Here is a 15,379-nt window from a genome sequence, read left to right on the forward strand (position 1 = left end):
AGCGGGGTACCGCGCGCTCAGTCGCCGGTGATGCCGAGTTCGGTGTCGAGGCGAGCCATCGACTCAGTGTCGAACTCCCCGACCAGGTCGGTGTAGTCGACGTGGTCGGTCCGCGACTGGTACTCCTCGGCGAGCGCCAGCACGGTCGCGTCGTCGTACGCACGGCCCACGATTTCGATGGCGGTAGGGAGGCCGCGCTCGCCGAACCCGTTCGGCACGGAGACGCCCGGCAGTCCCGCGACGTTCGAGGCCGCACCCATCGAGGTGCTGCTGTACTCGGCGAAGTAGTCGACGAACGGCGACCCGAGGGGGCTGGCGACCGTCGCTCGCGTCGGGACGACGACAGCGTCGTAGGGTGCGAGCGTCTCGTCCAACTCGCGCTGTGCGATGGTCCGAACGCGGTTCGCGGTGATGTAGTCCTCGGCGAGGACGGCTTGCTGGGCGTAGCCGCCGATTTGGGAGGCCTCGTTCGTGAGTTCGAGCGCGTCGCCGCGGGCGACGAACTCCGCGAACGCCGACGCCGATTCGGCGTCGATGACCGTCCCCGCGACGGACGCGTACGGGATATCCGGCAGCGAAATCTCCTCGACGTCGGCGAACTCCGAGAACGTCTCGACCGACCGCCGGTAGTTCTCGCGGACGGCCGGTTGCTCGTTCTCGCCCGCGCTCGACAGCACCGCGATTCTGGTTTTGCCCCGTAGTCGAGCCGGCGGCTTCGTAGGTGGGCGCTCGGTCGTAGTCGGGTCGCGGTCGTCGGCTCCGGCGATAACCCGATAGACGTGGTCACAGCCCCGCGCGGAGCGACACATCGGACCGAGTTTGTCCATCGTGTACGACAGCGCCATCGCTCCGTACCGACTCACTCGCCCGTAGGTCGGTCGAAAGCCCGCGATGCCGCTGAACGCCGCCGGCGTGGTGATAGAGCCGAACGTCTCGCTGCCGACGGCGAAGCCGACGAGACCGGCCGCGACGGCCGCGCCGGGTCCGCTAGAGGAACCGCCGGCCCACGCGTCGGTGTTCCAGGGGCTGCTCGTCGGCCCGGTGAAGGTGGCGTCGGCCGAGTCGTAGAGGAACCCGCCGGCGAGTTCTATCATCGCCAGTTTGGCGACGAGAACCGCGCCGGCCTCGTCGAGGCGTTCGACGACCGTCGCATCGTAGTCGAACTGCTGGTCGCGCAGCGGTGCGGCCCCCCACGTCGTCGGATACCCCTCCGCCGCCAGGAGGTCTTTCGCGCCGTACGGGATGCCGAGCAACGGGCAGTTCTCACCGCCGCCGTTCGACAGCTCCTCGTCGGCTTCGTCGGCAGCCTCCAGCGCGCGTTCTTCGGTTACGGTGACGACGGCGTTCAGCTCGTCGCCGACGCTCCGCAGTCGTTCGATGTACGCTTCGGTCAGCTCTCGGGAGGTGTACTCGCCGTTTCGGAGTCCCTCGCCCAGTTCGTCGATAGTCGAGAAGAGTACCTCGTCGTCGACCATCACTCCTCACCTCGGTACGGTTCGAACGTGTACGCCGGGTCGGTGGTGTACGCGAGGTCGAACTCGCCGACGGCCCCGCCCGAGGCGAGAATTCCCGCGAGTCGCGTTCGAACGGCGTCGAGTTGGTCGTCGCTCAACTGGTCGCCGTAGTTCGCCTCGACGTAGGCGAGGAGCGCGTCGGTTCCGACGGGCACGTCCTCTTGCTGAGTGGCGGCGGCGGAGTCGGCAGAGTCGTCGCCATCGCCAGTGCCGGCGTCGTTTTCTGCAGCGGCGGCCGCCTCCGCGGAACCGAGGAAACCCGCGGCTGCGAGTGCGCCCAACACCGTCCGTCGTCGGAGTCCAGCCGTCTCTTGCCCGTAATCGCGTTCGTGTGTCGTGTACGTCGGGTCGTGGAATCTCGTCATGCGTGCAAATCACTAGCACAAGAAGTAGCGTATTAGATTTTCCTGGTGCAGATGCCTAAATTGAAGCATATCGTGCGAGATACCCACAGGAGGAGAGGCTGGCGAAGAAAGTAAGTTCGTGGCTCGGACGTGTCGAAACCAGGTTACATGAAGTCCGCGATACCGCTCTGCTTGTTCTTGTCGTTCTCGAAGACGCTCTCCAGACTCTTCTTGAGCACTTCGAGGCGCTGTTTCGTGTAGTCGCGGCAGCCGAACTCCTCGGCCACCTCGATGGCGGTGTCCATGTACTTGTTCACCGAACCCTGGTGGACCGTGAGGTTGACGCGCCCGCCGCACTCGCGGCAGTCGCCGGTGAGGGGCATCCGCCGATACTTCTCGCCGCAGTCGAGACAGCGCGTCTTCTGTCGGGAGAAGGCGCGGAGGTTGCCGATGAGGTCCGGCAGGAAGTGGTACTCGATGACCCGCTCGGCGACGTCCGTCTCGTCGACCGCCCGGAGTTTCCGCGCGAGATGCAGCTGCGCGTCCATCTTCTCGGTCATCGAGCCGAGCGTTTTGTACGCCGACAGCGCCGGACCGAGGTGGATGTTCGACGTGTCGTGGGTGTGATAGAACTCGGAGTATTCGAGGTCGGTGCCCAGGTTGTCCTCGGCGATGGTGATGAGCTCCTCCACCTCGCCGGGGTCAGCCATCTCGCGGGTCGCCTCGTAGAACTCCCTGGGGTACTGCCGGACGATGTCCATGTTGTGCGCCTCGTCGTCGATCTCGGAGGGGTCGATGCGCGAGGACATGACCAACGGTGCGTCCATCTGCCCGCCGCGCTTGTCGGGGAGGAACTCCTTCGAGAAGTTCAGCAGGCCGTCCATGAGGAGCATGACGCAGTCCTCGTCTCCGTCGCATTGCTTCACACCGATATCGTTCGCAACGAGTGAGTGAGTATCTTCAACCGTGAGACAGTAGGTGTAATTGACGTCTGATGCTACAACCTCTACGTCGCCCACCTCTTCGACGAGCATATCGGTACCACCGTCCGAAAACACTCTCCGTGAACGTGCAGCGGTCTCTTGGATATTCGATAAGAGCGTCGCTTGCTTACGTTCTAGATGGAAGCCGACAACCTCAGCGAAGCGTCGTGCATCCTCTGACGAGAGAGTAAAGACGAAACTGGGCCGCGACATTGACGGGTCGTCGATTTCGTAGTAGTCCGGGAACTTCGCGGCGAGCGGTTCTGGTCCTTTTCGCTCTACGCGGCCTTTGATTCCGAGTCGCGTAAGAAGCGCGAGGACATCCTCGGCCAACTCCGGACTCACTGTGGTGGCATGTACGGTAAGCGAGTTCGAGGATGCGTGTCCATCACCGCTGAAGTAACCACGAAGGAACCCCGAAACGATCGCATCGGGTGCATCGAAGATACATTGTGGAACACGTTTCCGATGAGCGTGTGTCCCTGCGTCGAGAACGGATTCGAAGAAGGTCCGAAGCAAACGTCCTGAAACGGTTACCTTCGCGTGGTTTTCGCGATACGGTTCGACACCGAAGGAATCTCTGAGCGTCGAGACGAAGAACTCCCGCGCGCTCGCTTCGACTCCACAGAGCGTCGTCTGGTGAATCGTCCCTTTTGGGGTCTCTTGCTCACGGGCAAACCCTTCAGCGGCGTAGTAACCGAGAAGAGTCGACACACGCTCGTCCAAAGTTACGTGTCGGTTGATTTCGGTCGAATCGCGCTTCATCCCGAGCGAAGCGGTTTCTGGCACAAATTCGAGAACGGACGAGACGGAACCCAACACTTCCACAAGAAGGGCGGCTGGGATACTTTCTCGGTACAGATAGTTGCTTAGTGCTTTTTTCGAGAGACCGAGATGCTCTGCAGTACTCTTCAGAGGGTAGAACCGACCGTCACAATTGGGAGCAAGCGTACGCTTGAACATACTGTACAGCGTCTCTTTCTCTATGCCTTTTACCATGAGACGCTCGTTTTCGAGAGCCTCGCTGCGGAGGAACAGTTCGAGAAGATCAAACTGGGGGAACTGTTCCGAGACGTCGAGAGAGTCTAAATGACTTGGAGTGACGAGGAGATCCGAACTTGAGATCTCGGAGGCACGTTTGCCCTCGATGCATGCGTTCTCTGGGTCGTAAACTTGTAACTCGTGGTCCGGCGTGACGGTTATTTCGCGTCCGCTCCGCGTCTCAACGCGCACGAGGTGTCTCGGTGCTGGATGTTTAGAGACCGCATCTACAGATTTCAGCACTTCCACCCCATCGCTGTCGAGAGAGGGAACCAGTACATCTTTGTCCAACTCCTGCACTAGCGTCCCGAAATCGTCCGTCTCGGGGTCGTCGAGTCGCGCTTCGACAAGCGATTCGATATCGTCGTAGTGCCATTCACCCGCTTCGTCCTCGAACCAAACCTTCGTCTCCGGGTGGAAGCAGTTCCGCCGCTTCGCCGCGTGGAAGTAGGGATGTGCGTACCCCACCGCCGCCGACGTGAATCCGACGACCCGTCCGACGACCGCCGCCGACGTGTGCGGTGCCATCCCGAACACGAGTTCGCCGATGAGGTCGTCGCGCTCGTTCACCTCGTAGAACGCCGGAAGCCCGTAGTAGCTCTCCAGGAGGTCGTCGACGAAGTTCGCCGTCTTCAGCATGTGCTCGGCCGCGCCGTCCGAGAGGACGATGTCCTGCACTCTGAGTTCGAGCAGTTGGTCGTCGTGGCGCAGCGGTTCGCCGTCGATGTCGCGCTCGTAGCCGAGTTCGCGGAAGTGCTCGGCCGTCACGTCCAGTTCTTCGGGCCTGACCGCGGTGACCGGCAAGTCGGTCATGTCGTAGCGGACCGTGCCGTCCTTGAACGCGGTGACGCCGTGTTTCGCGCGGAGAACTCCCTTCTCCATCGCCTCCGGCGTCTTGTGCGCCGAGGTGAGCCCCTTCACGCCTTTCAGAATCTTGTACGAGGCTTTGCGTTCCCCGACGGCGTCCAAGGCCTCGGTGAGTTCGCGACCGATATCGACGTCGTGCCAGTCGGGGCTCTCGACCTCGCGCTCGCAGCGCGGGCACTCGACGCGGCCCGCCTCGTCGGGTTCGACCTCGATCTCGCAGTCGGTACACTCGTAGTACGGTTCGGTGTGGCCGCCGCACGCGGGGCAGTTCGGCTTGTAGGTGTGTTCGCCGCAGGCGGCGCACTCGCGGCGGCCGACGCGCACGCCGACGACACCGCGGCGACCCCGGTCGTCCATCTTCCGGGCCGCCTCGCCGACGTCGCGCTGGCTCCCGCCGGCCTCACCGATGGGGAACAAGGTGTGGACTGCGGGAGAGAGGTCGCGGCTCATGGACTTCTCGGGGCGACCCATTCGGTTGCCGATTCGGGTCGGTGCGCGCTCCTGGACGGTGAACGGCGCGACCTCGTTCGCGGCTTTCACCGCGTTGTCGCCGCCGTCCCAGTTCCGGGCTTCGGCCGAGAGCTCCTCGGCGTCCCACGTCTTTCGGAGCCCGTCGTCGACGCCGAGCGTCCGCGCGAGCAGCCGCCACTCCGGAATCCGGAGGGCGTCCTCGGTCTGGGAGTGTTCGACGAGCAGGTGTTCGAGCGTTCTCCTCGTGGTCTCGGTGCGCTCGATAACGAGCAGACCGTCGACGAGTTCACCGTCGGAGACGGCGTCGGCGAGCGTCTCGAACGCCGAGACGGAGATGTCGTGCCAGAGGTAGGTGAACTTCGGATGGAGCGGGGCGTCGTACTCGGTCGCCCACTCCAGCGCCTGTTCGGCCGTCGGCGATTCGAGGTCGACGCGCGGCGAGTCGCGCAGCGCCTGTACGTCCGCACCGGCGTGGTCGAGGTCCTGTATCCACCACTCGGGCGTGTAGGAGGCGGGCGCGAGCGGGTGGTTGTTCTCGACGAACTCGCCGTAGTTGACGAGATACTCGCCGAGGTCGAGAATCTTCTCGACGCCGTTTCTGAGTTCGAGCGCCTCCTCGGGGTCGTCGATGCGCCGGACGTCGCCGTTGGCGAGGCGCACCGTCGGCCCCTCGATGGAGTCGACGGGGACGACGCCGCCCGCTTTCCCGGGTCGTTCGGTCTTTATCTGGGTTCCCGTGGCGACGAAGTCGTCGACGACGTGCATCGTCGCCGGGTGGACGCCGGCCGTGGCGAACCCGTGGTTTCGCGCGCGGCCGTATCGGAGTCTGAACCCCCCTTCTTCGGACGGGTGACCGAACACGGGGCGGCCCGCGATGAGGTCGCGCAGGAACTTGGTCGCCGGTTCGACGCGCGGCGGGCCGTCGGGGTCGGGCGAGTCGGCTTCGGAGTCGTCGTCTCCGTCTTCGGCGGCTTCGTCCTCGGTGTCCGCCGCGTCGTCGCCGTCGGCGGCCTCCTCGTCTTTCGTCTCCGCCTCCCCGTCGTCTTTGCCGATGGTACCGTCGATGAGGTCCTGGAGCCACGGCCAGTCGACTTCGTCGAGTTGGCGGGTGTAGCGCTGAATCTTCGGCGCTTTCAGCGCGATGCCCTCGGCCATGACGAGACACATCCCGCCGCGGGCGGAGTTGGTGTCGACGCGGTCGAGGTCCCGGTAGCCGGAGACCTCCTCGTCGCCGGTCGCCTCGCCGTCGAGCATGATGGGCATGTTCCGCGAGATGAAGCGCGTCTCCTTGTCCTTCGGCGAGTACTGCAGGCCGGTCTCCTTGTCGTAGAGGTCGACCTCCTCGACGTAGCGTTCGACCTCGTCGTCGCGGGCCTTGTACTCGTCGAGGCCGATGAGCGTCCGCGTGTAGTCGGCGACGAGCACCGAGAGCGCCTGCGCCGTGCCGCCCGCGGAGCGAATCGGCCCGGCGTAGTAGACGTTGACGAACTCGGTTCCGTCGTCGTTCGAGAGGATCTCGACGCGGTCGATACCCTCGATGGGCGCGGCGACGACGCCCTCGGTGAGGAGGGCGACGGCCGTCCGAACCGCGCCTTCGACCTTCCCGGCCCGGGTGTCGTAGTCGCCGACGCGGCCCTCCGCGAAGTCCTCCGCGAGGGCGAGCGCCGCCTCCTCGCGGGACATCTGTTCTTCGAGTTCGCGGACGCGTTCGGCGACGCCCTCGATTCCGAGGATGTTCTCGACGCGGTCGGCCATGTCCTTGGCGACCGGAATCTCGACCTCGGTGCCGGGGTCCATGCCTTGCTCGCGGGCGGCGTCGGCGAGCTCGAAGGCCTCGTCGAGTCGGTTCTCGATGCGCGCGAAGTAGCGCTCGTCGTCCGGTCTCACGTTAGAGCCACAGGTCCAGGTCGGTCACGTCGTCGTGGTCGCGTTCGAGCGACTCGTCGAACGCGCGGAGGTACACCTCGCCGGCGAACACCGTCGCGGCGTTGAGGTGGCCCGCCAGCGCCTGCCCGCTGGGCCGCGAGAGCACGGCGTGGGTGTGCGCGAACGGTTCGCCGTCGAGCAGCGCGACGTTGCCGACGCAGGCGGCGACCTCCAGCGGTTCGTCGAACTGCACGGAGCGGTACTCCATCTCCTCCTGGTCGTAGAACCAGACGTCGGCGTCCTGCACCGCGCCCATCGCGTTGAACCACGCCGAGTCGATTCCCTCGCGCTCGGCGAACTCCTCTATCTCCTCGCGCCAGTCCGCACCGGTTTCGAGTCTCGCCAGAAACTCCCGACTCGCGTTGACCTCCCGGTAGTTCATGGACCACTGGTTGCGGGGGACCATCAAAAAAGTTCAGTGTTCGCGGGGCGACGCCGAGCGAAGCGACGCGCCGAACTCGGGGCGACGCCGAGCGAGGAGCGACGCCGAGCGAGGAGCGAACACCGTAGAGAGGCGGACGAACGGGAACGACTCCGTATCGGAACGTACGAGAGTGGAGCGTTCGGGAGACGGAGTGATATTTACAGATAGATAATAGCATGTTTTTTCAACCACCTCGACAAGTTTCCGCCAGACACATGCCATCAAAACCCCGGTTCGAGCGACGTGAGTTCCTGAAAACGACCGGCGCGCTACTCGGCGGCGCAGCCCTGTCGACGGGCGTCGCCGCCGCGGAGACAGAGACGCTGACCATCCTCTCGTACAACGACGTCCAGAACGCGGCGGCGGAGGACACGACGCTGCCGCGGCTGGCGACGCTCGTCGAGCAGCGGCGAGCGGCGGCCGACGGGCCGGTCGTCGTCCTCGGCGCGGGCGACCAGATCGGTCCGCACGCGCTGACGCCGGTGTCGGAGTGGCGCGCGCCCGTCGACGCGCTCGCCGTCGTCGACCCGGACGCGGACACCGTCGGCAACCACGAGTTCGACTACGGCGTCGACGGGTTCACCGAGGCCGCCGAGGCCTCCTCGTTCCCGTGGGTCGCCACGAACCTCGTCTACGAGGACACCGAGGAACCGATAGCGGGCGCCGAGCGGTACGTCGTCGTCGAGCGCGACGGCGTCCGCGTCGGCGTCCTCGGCACCATCTATCAGGGGCTCGACGGCTCGGTCAGCGACGACCTCGGCGCGGGAGGGCTGACCGTCCTCGACCCCGTCGAGACCGTCTCGGAGTACGAGACGAGGCTCCGCGAGGAGGAGGACGTCGACGTCGTCGTCGTCCTCAACCACATCGGCGTCAGGGCCTCCGAGGAGATGGCGGAGGCGACCGACGTGGACGTCGTACTCGCGGGTCACGACGAACAGGCGTACGAGCCGAGCGTCGTCTCCGGCACGGTCGTCAGCGAGGCCGAGGCGAACGCGAACTACCTCAGCGAGATCCGTCTCACGGTCGAGGAGGACGGCGTCACCGCCGCAGGGGGCGAACTGCTCGAAACTGCGGAAGTCCCGAAGAACGAGCGGGTGTCGGAGATCATCAACGAGTACCGCGCAGAGGTCAACCTCGACGAGGTGATCGCCACCACCGAGACGGAACTCGACGCGAGCGCGAACCTGAACTACCACGAGGAGACGGCGATAGGGAACCTCGTCACCGACGCGATGCGGGAGAAAGCCGACGCAGACGTCGCCATCACGAACGCCGGGGGTATCCGTTCGAACGCCTCGTACGGACCGGGCGAACTCACCGGCGGCGACGTGTTCAACGTGCTCCCGTTCGACAACAAGCTCACGACGCTCGAACTCACGGGCGCGGACCTCGTCGAGACGCTCGCCAGCCAGGTCGTGACGCTGGAGAGCGAGACCGGACAGCAGTACGGCGCGGAGGTCAGCCAGCAGGTCAGCGGCGTCCGCTTCGAGTGGATCGGCCACGAGGGGAGCGAACTCGTCCGCGACGTGTACGTCGGCGGCGAACCGCTCGACCTCGAGGAGACGTACGCGGTCGCCGTCAACTCCTACATGGCCGGCGGCGGCAGCGGCTTCCCGCTCGAAGACAAGCCGGTGCTCGACGACACGGGCGAACTGCTCGCCACGACGACAATCGAGTATCTAGAGGAGCGGGGCACCGTCGCGCCGACCGTCGAGGGGCGGATGCAGCGCGTCGACTCGACGTTCGAAAACGAGCCCGAGATTACGGTCGACGGTCGCGGCCGAACTGTCGTCCGCCTCGACAAACCCGACGAGTTCGACGCGCTCGGCGACGACGTCGAGTTGTGGACGAAGACGGGCGAGACCGTCGAGCCCGAGGCGGTCGTCGACGGCGACGACGAACTGGTCGTCCGCTTCGACGACGCGGCCGTGGTGGAAGCGGCCGACGGCGAGGGGGAGGGCGAGGTCCCGCTCGACCTCTACGTCGACTACGACACCGAGGAGTACGAGCGCGTCTACTTCGACGCCTCGCGGGCGAACGCCGACGTCACCGCGACGGTGAGCGAACGCGGCCGCGGCGACGGACGCGGTCGCAGCGACGGACACGGACGCGGACGCGGTCGTCAGCGCAGCGCCCCGGCGCGGTAACCGCGCGCAGACGCCGTTTTTCGGCGGAGCTACGACGGATGTTTGGAGAGTTCGGGGACCCGAACCGAGAGCGGGACGCTCGGCTCACACGGCGGGAGTTACGCAAAAAAAGCGGTCGCGGTCGGCGTCGAGACGTTCAGCACCACTCGGCAAGTACCGGGGCGTCGGCCGCTCGCATCGAAAGCCACGCGTCGTCTCGCGTAATATCCGCGATGATAAGCTCCGAGCTGCGAGGAGAAGATGAATCCACCGAGGCCATGACCTCGGCGTCCGGGACATCGACGGCTGCCGTCGCTTCCGGTGTCATGTATGAGATGTTATCGCATGGGATAATAAACACACCGAAACGACAGGCCGGTTGTCCCGTTCCACGGGCGTACTGTTTACGGAGCCGTGTGCCGCCGAGACCGCCTGAGAACACCGATTACTGGAAATTAGTCGGTGGGCCCTAGAATGGAAAACGAGTTTACAGGAAGCGAAACGGTATTAACGGGGGTCTGACGGGCCGACCGGGAGCGACCACCACACCTTCGCAGAGTACAAGGTGTGCGAGGGAGTACGCCACGCTATGCAAGTCGCCGACGCTATGACGCCCCGCGAGGAGGTCGTGACGGTCGAACTCCCAGGCACGCGGGACGACGTACTCGAGTATCTCCAAGAGCGCGGTTTCTCCTCCGTTCCGGTCGTCAAGCAGACCGACGACGGCGAGGAGTACCGCGGTCTCGTCTCCCGCGACGACCTCATCGAACACCCCGACGAGGACCAGCTCGCCATCCTGATGCGGGAGGTCCCGACGACGACGCCGGACACCGACCTGACCGACGCCGCGCGACTGATGCTCCGCGAGGGCGCACGGCGCGTCCCCGTCGTCGAGGTCGACGGCGCGACGACGCTCGTCGGCATCGTCACCGTCACCGACGTGATTCGCGCCATCGCCCGCGGTGACGTCGACGGCGAGACCGAGGTCGGCGAACTCGCCGCGACGGACATCAACACGGCGTACCAAGGGACGCCGCTGACGGTCGCCGAGCGCGAAATCTACTACGCGAACGTCCCGTACGCCGTCGTCCTCGACGACGAGGGGAGCATGTCCGGCATCCTCACCGAGGTCGACATCATCGAAGTCGCCCGCGTCGTCGAAGGCGAGGACGAGACCGGCGACTCCGTCGCCAACCAGGACGACGAGTGGATGTGGGAGGGCATCAAAGCCGTCGGCAACCGCTACATTCCGACCCGGAACGTCGAGATTCCGACAGAGCCCGTCTCCGAGTTCATGACGAGCGACGTCGTCACCCTGCCGCGCCGGAAGACGGCGAAGAAAGCCGCCCAGCAGATGATTACGAACGACATCGAACAGATTCCGATGGTGAGCGGCGACGAACTCGTCGGCGTCGTCCGCGACGTGAACCTCCTGGAGGCGCTTTGAGATGCCCGACACGGAAGCCATCACGGAGCTCTCGAAACGCCGCGGGTTCTTCTTTCTCTCCAGCGCCGCGTACGGCGGCGTCGCCGGCTTCTACACGTTCGGCCCGCAGGGCGCGGCGCTGAAGGCGAACGTCGAGTCGGCGTGGCGCGACCGCTTCACCGTCAAGGAGGGCAACCGCGAGATCGAAGCGCCGACCATCATGCCCGAGCCCGTATTCGAGGCGTCGGGGCATCTCGACGGCTTCAACGACATGCTCGTCGAGTGCGCGTCCTGCGGCGAGAGCCACCGCGCCGACCACCTCGTCGAGGACGCCACCGGCATCGAGGACGCCGAGGCGCTCCCGAACTCGGAGGTCGCCGACCTCATCGCCGAGCACGACATCCACTGTCCGAACTGCGGCGAACCGCTGGCGGGCCAACCCGTCGAGAACTTCAACCTGATGTTCAAGACGGACATCGGTCCCGGCGGCGACCAGCCCGGCTACCTCCGCCCGGAGACCGCACAGGGTATCTTCGTCGAGTTCCCGCGGCTGAAGGAGTACGCGCGCAACCAACTGCCGTTCGGCGTCACGCAGATCGGCCGCGCGTACCGCAACGAGATCAGCCCCCGGAAGGGTCTCGTCCGGGTTCGGGAGTTCACGCAAGCGGAGTTGGAGCAGTTCATCGACCCCGAGGAGGACGAACCGAACCTCGACGCCGTCGCCGACGTGGAGGTCCGTCTCTACCCCGCGGCCGAACAGGAGAGAGACGACGGCGACTACCTGGAGACGACCATCGGCGACGCCGTCGACGCGGGCATCATCGCCAACGACTGGGTGGCCTACTACCTCGGCATCTCCCAGGAGTGGTACGAGCGCATCGGCGTCGACATGGACCGCTTCCGCTTCCGCCAGCACCTCTCGGGCGAGCGCGCCCACTACGCCAGCGACTGCTGGGACGCCGAGTCCGAACTCGGCGGCGACTGGGTCGAGATCGCCGGTTTCGCCTACCGCGGCGACTACGACCTCTCGAAGCACGACGAGTACGGCGACGACGACTTTACCCTCTTCAAGCAGTACGACGAGCCGAAGACGGTCGAGCGCGCGGTCGTCGACCCCGACATGAGCACGCTCGGTCCGGAGTTCGGCGGCGCGGCCGCCGACATCGCCGACGCGCTGCGGGACCTCGCGGCGCGCGACCCCGACGCCTTCGACGGCGACGAGGTGACCGTCGAGGCCGACGGCGAGGAGTACACCGTCTCGACCGAGGTCGCCGACTTCCGCGTCGAAGAACAGACCGAGTCCGGCGAGCACATCACCCCGCACGTGGTCGAACCGTCGTTCGGCGTCGGCCGGACGGTGTACACGGTGCTCGAACACGCCTACCGCGAGGACGAGGTGGCGGGCGAGGAGCGCACCTACCTCGCGCTCGAACCCGAGATCGCGCCGACGTACGTCGGTATCTTCCCGCTGGTCGGTAACGACGAGCGCCTGACGGAGTTGGCTCGGGAACTCGTCCGCGACGTGCGCGAGGCGGGCCTCTCGGCTGAGTACGACGACTCGGGCAACATCGGTCGTCGCTACCGCCGCAAGGACGAGATCGGCACGCCGTTCTGCGTCACCGTGGACCGCGACGGCGTCGAAGGCGACGGCGAGACGACGGTGACGGTGCGCGAACGCGACACGACCGCCCAGATTCGCCTGCCGGTCGACGCGCTCGTCGACGAGCTGACGGCGATGCGGTCGGGTCGCCGGACGTTCGACGAGTTGCTGGACGCGTACGAGCGCGTCGACGCCGACACCGCGGAGGCGTGAGCGAACTCGCGCGCCGGGGCGTCCACGCGAGCGGCACCGCCGTCCCGGGGCTCTACCTGGTCGGGGCGCTCACGTGGCAGGAGTTGGGTTACGTCCTGCTCGGCCTCTCGGCGCTCGTCTCGGTGCTCGAACTCGTCCGCCTCGGCGTGGGTCTCGACTGGTGGGTGTACCGAAACCTGACACGCGAGTACGAACAGGAGAACGTCGCGGGCTACGCGCTGTACATGTACAGCATGACCGCCGTCGCCTGGCTGTTCCCGTGGTTCGTCGCGGTGCCGGGGATGTTGATGCTCACGGTCGGCGACCCGATAAGCGGGATTCTCGGGAGCAACGAGGCCGGGCGTGCGAAGGAACTCGGCGTGCTCGGCGTCATGTTCCTCGTCTGCTTCGCGCTGGCGGTGCCCTTCACCACCGGACCGGCGGGAGTTTCCCGAGCGGTCGGCGTCGCGGCGGCGGCGGCGGGTGCGGCGGGGGCGACGTTCGCCGACGGCGTCAAACCCGTCGTCGCGGGCTACGTCGTCGACGACAACCTCTCGATTCCGCCGACGGCCTGCGTCGGAATCGCGGCGGTGCTGGTGGCGGTCTGAGTCCCCACCGGGCGGCGGTCGGGGCCGGCGTTCGAGGGGAGCGACGACGGTAGAATCTTGGTGCCCGCGTCCAACTCTTCACGGTATGACCGTCTACGAGAGCGACCTTCCGGGCGTCGGCAAGAAGTTCGAGGTGGAGCTGAACGACGAGAGTCAGCTCGTCATCGTCATCCACAACACCGGTAAACGCGAGCTGTTTCTCCGCGAGTCCCCGGATGCGGACTCCGACAAGCTGTTCGAGCTCTCCGACCGCTTGGCCCGACAGGTCGGCACCATCATGGAAGGGGCGTACTTCCAGCCGATTCGCACCGAGACCATCGACACGGTGCTGTCGGACGAGACGCTCATCGAGTGGGTGAAACTCACCGCCGACTCGCCGCTCACCGGCAAGACGCTCGCGGAGTCGCAGGTCCGCCAGCGAATCGGCGTCTCCGTCGTCGCCGTCCAGCGAGGCGACGAGACCATCTCGAACCCCGGCGCGGAGTTCGCGGTCGAGGAGGGCGACACCCTCGTCGTCATCGGGGGGAAGGACGCCTGTCGGGAGTTCCAGGAGTACGCGACTGCCGGGTCGCCGGACGACGAATGAGCCGCGAACTACGAGGTAAACGGGCCGAGCAGGAGGCGGCGGCTCTCGGCGGAGGTGGCGGCTAGATGGCGGCGATGGAACTGTGGCAGGTCGGCGGGCTGTTCGTCGGCATCGCGGTGGCGGGCGCAGTAGCCACCCGCGTCGGCCTCTCGGTGATTCCGCTGTACGTCGTCGTCGGGATGCTCGTCGGCCCGAACGTGCTCGGGCGGTACGCCCCCGAGTTCGCCATCCCGAGCGGCGACATCGTGACGATACTCGCCGAGATCGGCATCGTCCTCCTCCTGTTTTTCCTCGGACTGGAGTTCAGCCTCGACCGACTCATGGAGGCGAGGCGACGAATCACCGGTGCGGGACTGTTGGACCTCGCCATCAACTTCCCCGTCGGCGTCGGCCTCGGTCTGCTGTTCGGGTGGAACCTACTCGAATCGGTGCTTCTGGGCGGCGTCGTCTACATCTCCTCCAGCGCCGTCATCACGAAGTCGCTCATCGACCTCGGCTGGATCGCCAACCGCGAGAGCGAGCCGATGTTGGGGACGCTCGTGTTCGAGGATCTGTTCATCGCCGTCTACCTCGCCGTCGTCGCCGCGCTCGTCGGCGGCAGCGGCGGTCTCGAAACGGCCGCCGTCGACGTCGCCGTCGCCGTCGCGTTCCTCGGTGTCCTCCTCGCGGGCGTCTGGTTCGGCGGGCCGCTGTTCGAGCGCGTCTTCGACGCGGATTCGAGCGAGCTGTTCGTGCTCCGCGTGCTGGCGATGGCGGTGTTCGTCGCCGGCGTCGCGCTCGCAATCGGCGTGAGCGAAGCCGTGGCGGCGTTCTTCGTCGGGATGGGCTTCTCCAGCACCGACCACGTCGAGCGCATCGAACGGCTGTTGACGCCGGTCCGCGACATCTTCGCGGCCGTCTTCTTCTTCTACATCGGCCTCGGAACCGACCCGCTGCTCGTCGCGACGACGGTCGGACTCCTCGCCGTCGCCGTCGTCGCGACGACGCCGACGAAAGTCGTCTCGGGCTTCTACAGCGGCCGCATCTACGGCCTCGACGACCGGCGTTCGCTCCGCGTCGGGCTCGGGATGGTGACGCGCGGGGAGTTCTCGCTCATCATCGCCACCGTCGCCGCGACGGGGAGCGGGCCGGTGATGACGCAGGTGATTCCGGCGTTCGCCGTCGGCTACGTGCTGGTGATGAGCATCCTCGGAACGGTGCTGATGCAGTACTCGGGAGTGCTCGAGGGGGTACTGGCGCGTCGGTCGGAGGCGGCGGGCTAAAAAACGAAG

11 protein-coding genes are annotated in these 15,379 nt (G+C 66.0%); 6 read left to right on the forward strand and 5 right to left on the reverse strand.

The genetic code is table 11. The features are described from left to right. Nucleotides 1-17: 17 nt before the first annotated feature. From DV709_RS08705 to DV709_RS08720, 4 genes are all read right to left on the reverse strand, one after another. Nucleotides 18-1,475: an amidase gene (locus tag DV709_RS08705; RefSeq protein WP_198665668.1), complete on the reverse strand. Its 1,458-nt coding sequence runs from the start codon at nt 1,473-1,475 to the stop codon at nt 18-20. Next, entirely contained in the window at nt 1,475-1,879 is a 405-nt protein-coding gene (locus DV709_RS08710; protein ID WP_117593699.1) for a hypothetical protein, read from the reverse strand. The genes DV709_RS08705 and DV709_RS08710 overlap by 1 nt, the downstream gene beginning before the upstream one ends. Nucleotides 1,880-2,022: 143 nt before the next feature. Beyond that, nucleotides 2,023-7,107, reverse strand: a complete 5,085-nt coding sequence (locus tag DV709_RS08715) for a DNA polymerase II large subunit (protein ID WP_117593701.1) — start codon at nt 7,105-7,107, stop codon at nt 2,023-2,025. Nucleotide 7,108: 1 nt separating this feature from the next. Further along, the gene (locus tag DV709_RS08720) at nt 7,109-7,528 is read right to left on the reverse strand and encodes a PPC domain-containing DNA-binding protein (RefSeq protein ID WP_117593703.1); all 420 of its coding nucleotides are present in this window, start codon (nt 7,526-7,528) and stop codon (nt 7,109-7,111) included. A gap of 257 nt (nt 7,529-7,785) precedes the next feature. Between DV709_RS08720 and DV709_RS08725 the strand changes: the two genes are divergently transcribed. Continuing rightward, on the forward strand, nt 7,786-9,717 hold the full coding sequence (locus tag DV709_RS08725) for a bifunctional metallophosphatase/5'-nucleotidase (RefSeq protein WP_117593705.1): 1,932 nt from the start codon (nt 7,786-7,788) through the stop codon (nt 9,715-9,717). Nucleotides 9,718-9,853: 136 nt separating this feature from the next. Here the strand turns inward: DV709_RS08725 and DV709_RS18035 are convergent, their stop codons facing one another. Further along, nucleotides 9,854-10,024: a DUF7556 family protein gene (locus DV709_RS18035; RefSeq protein ID WP_168191215.1), complete on the reverse strand. Its 171-nt coding sequence runs from the start codon at nt 10,022-10,024 to the stop codon at nt 9,854-9,856. Between the two features lie 261 nt (nt 10,025-10,285). Between DV709_RS18035 and DV709_RS08730 the strand changes: the two genes are divergently transcribed. From DV709_RS08730 to DV709_RS08750, 5 genes are all read left to right on the forward strand, one after another. Further along, the gene (locus tag DV709_RS08730) at nt 10,286-11,143 is read left to right on the forward strand and encodes a CBS domain-containing protein (protein WP_117593707.1); all 858 of its coding nucleotides are present in this window, start codon (nt 10,286-10,288) and stop codon (nt 11,141-11,143) included. A gap of 1 nt (nt 11,144) precedes the next feature. Then, nucleotides 11,145-12,935, forward strand: a complete 1,791-nt coding sequence (glyS, locus tag DV709_RS08735) for a glycine--tRNA ligase (RefSeq protein ID WP_117593709.1) — start codon at nt 11,145-11,147, stop codon at nt 12,933-12,935. Next, the gene (locus DV709_RS08740) at nt 12,932-13,522 is read left to right on the forward strand and encodes a dolichol kinase (protein ID WP_117593711.1); all 591 of its coding nucleotides are present in this window, start codon (nt 12,932-12,934) and stop codon (nt 13,520-13,522) included. Before glyS ends, DV709_RS08740 begins: the two co-directional genes overlap by 4 nt. An 85-nt stretch (nt 13,523-13,607) precedes the next feature. Then, nucleotides 13,608-14,108 (forward strand): cation:proton antiporter regulatory subunit, encoded by a 501-nt coding sequence (locus DV709_RS08745; protein ID WP_117593713.1) that lies wholly within the window; start codon nt 13,608-13,610, stop codon nt 14,106-14,108. 65 nt (nt 14,109-14,173) lie between these two features. Then, nucleotides 14,174-15,370, forward strand: coding sequence for a cation:proton antiporter (locus tag DV709_RS08750; RefSeq protein WP_117593715.1), 1,197 nt, complete (start codon nt 14,174-14,176; stop codon nt 15,368-15,370). Nucleotides 15,371-15,379: the final 9 nt, after the last annotated feature.

It is taken from the genome of Haloprofundus halophilus, from assembly GCF_003439925.1.
Classification (GTDB): Archaea; Halobacteriota; Halobacteria; order Halobacteriales; family Haloferacaceae; genus Haloprofundus; species Haloprofundus halophilus.

What these genes read in the sequence shown, in the direction of transcription:
- DV709_RS08705 (WP_198665668.1), bottom strand. Translation starts at nt 1,475, where the DNA reads ATGGTCGACGACGAGGTACTCTTCTCGACTATCGACGAACTGGGCGAG.
- DV709_RS08720 (WP_117593703.1), bottom strand. Translation starts at nt 7,528, where the DNA reads ATGAACTACCGGGAGGTCAACGCGAGTCGGGAGTTTCTGGCGAGACTC.
- glyS (WP_117593709.1), top strand. Translation starts at nt 11,145, where the DNA reads ATGCCCGACACGGAAGCCATCACGGAGCTCTCGAAACGCCGCGGGTTC.
- DV709_RS08730 (WP_117593707.1), top strand. Translation starts at nt 10,286, where the DNA reads ATGCAAGTCGCCGACGCTATGACGCCCCGCGAGGAGGTCGTGACGGTC.
- DV709_RS08745 (WP_117593713.1), top strand. Translation starts at nt 13,608, where the DNA reads ATGACCGTCTACGAGAGCGACCTTCCGGGCGTCGGCAAGAAGTTCGAG.
- DV709_RS18035 (WP_168191215.1), bottom strand. Translation starts at nt 10,024, where the DNA reads ATGACACCGGAAGCGACGGCAGCCGTCGATGTCCCGGACGCCGAGGTC.
- DV709_RS08710 (WP_117593699.1), bottom strand. Translation starts at nt 1,879, where the DNA reads ATGACGAGATTCCACGACCCGACGTACACGACACACGAACGCGATTAC.
- DV709_RS08725 (WP_117593705.1), top strand. Translation starts at nt 7,786, where the DNA reads ATGCCATCAAAACCCCGGTTCGAGCGACGTGAGTTCCTGAAAACGACC.
- DV709_RS08750 (WP_117593715.1), top strand. Translation starts at nt 14,174, where the DNA reads ATGGCGGCGATGGAACTGTGGCAGGTCGGCGGGCTGTTCGTCGGCATC.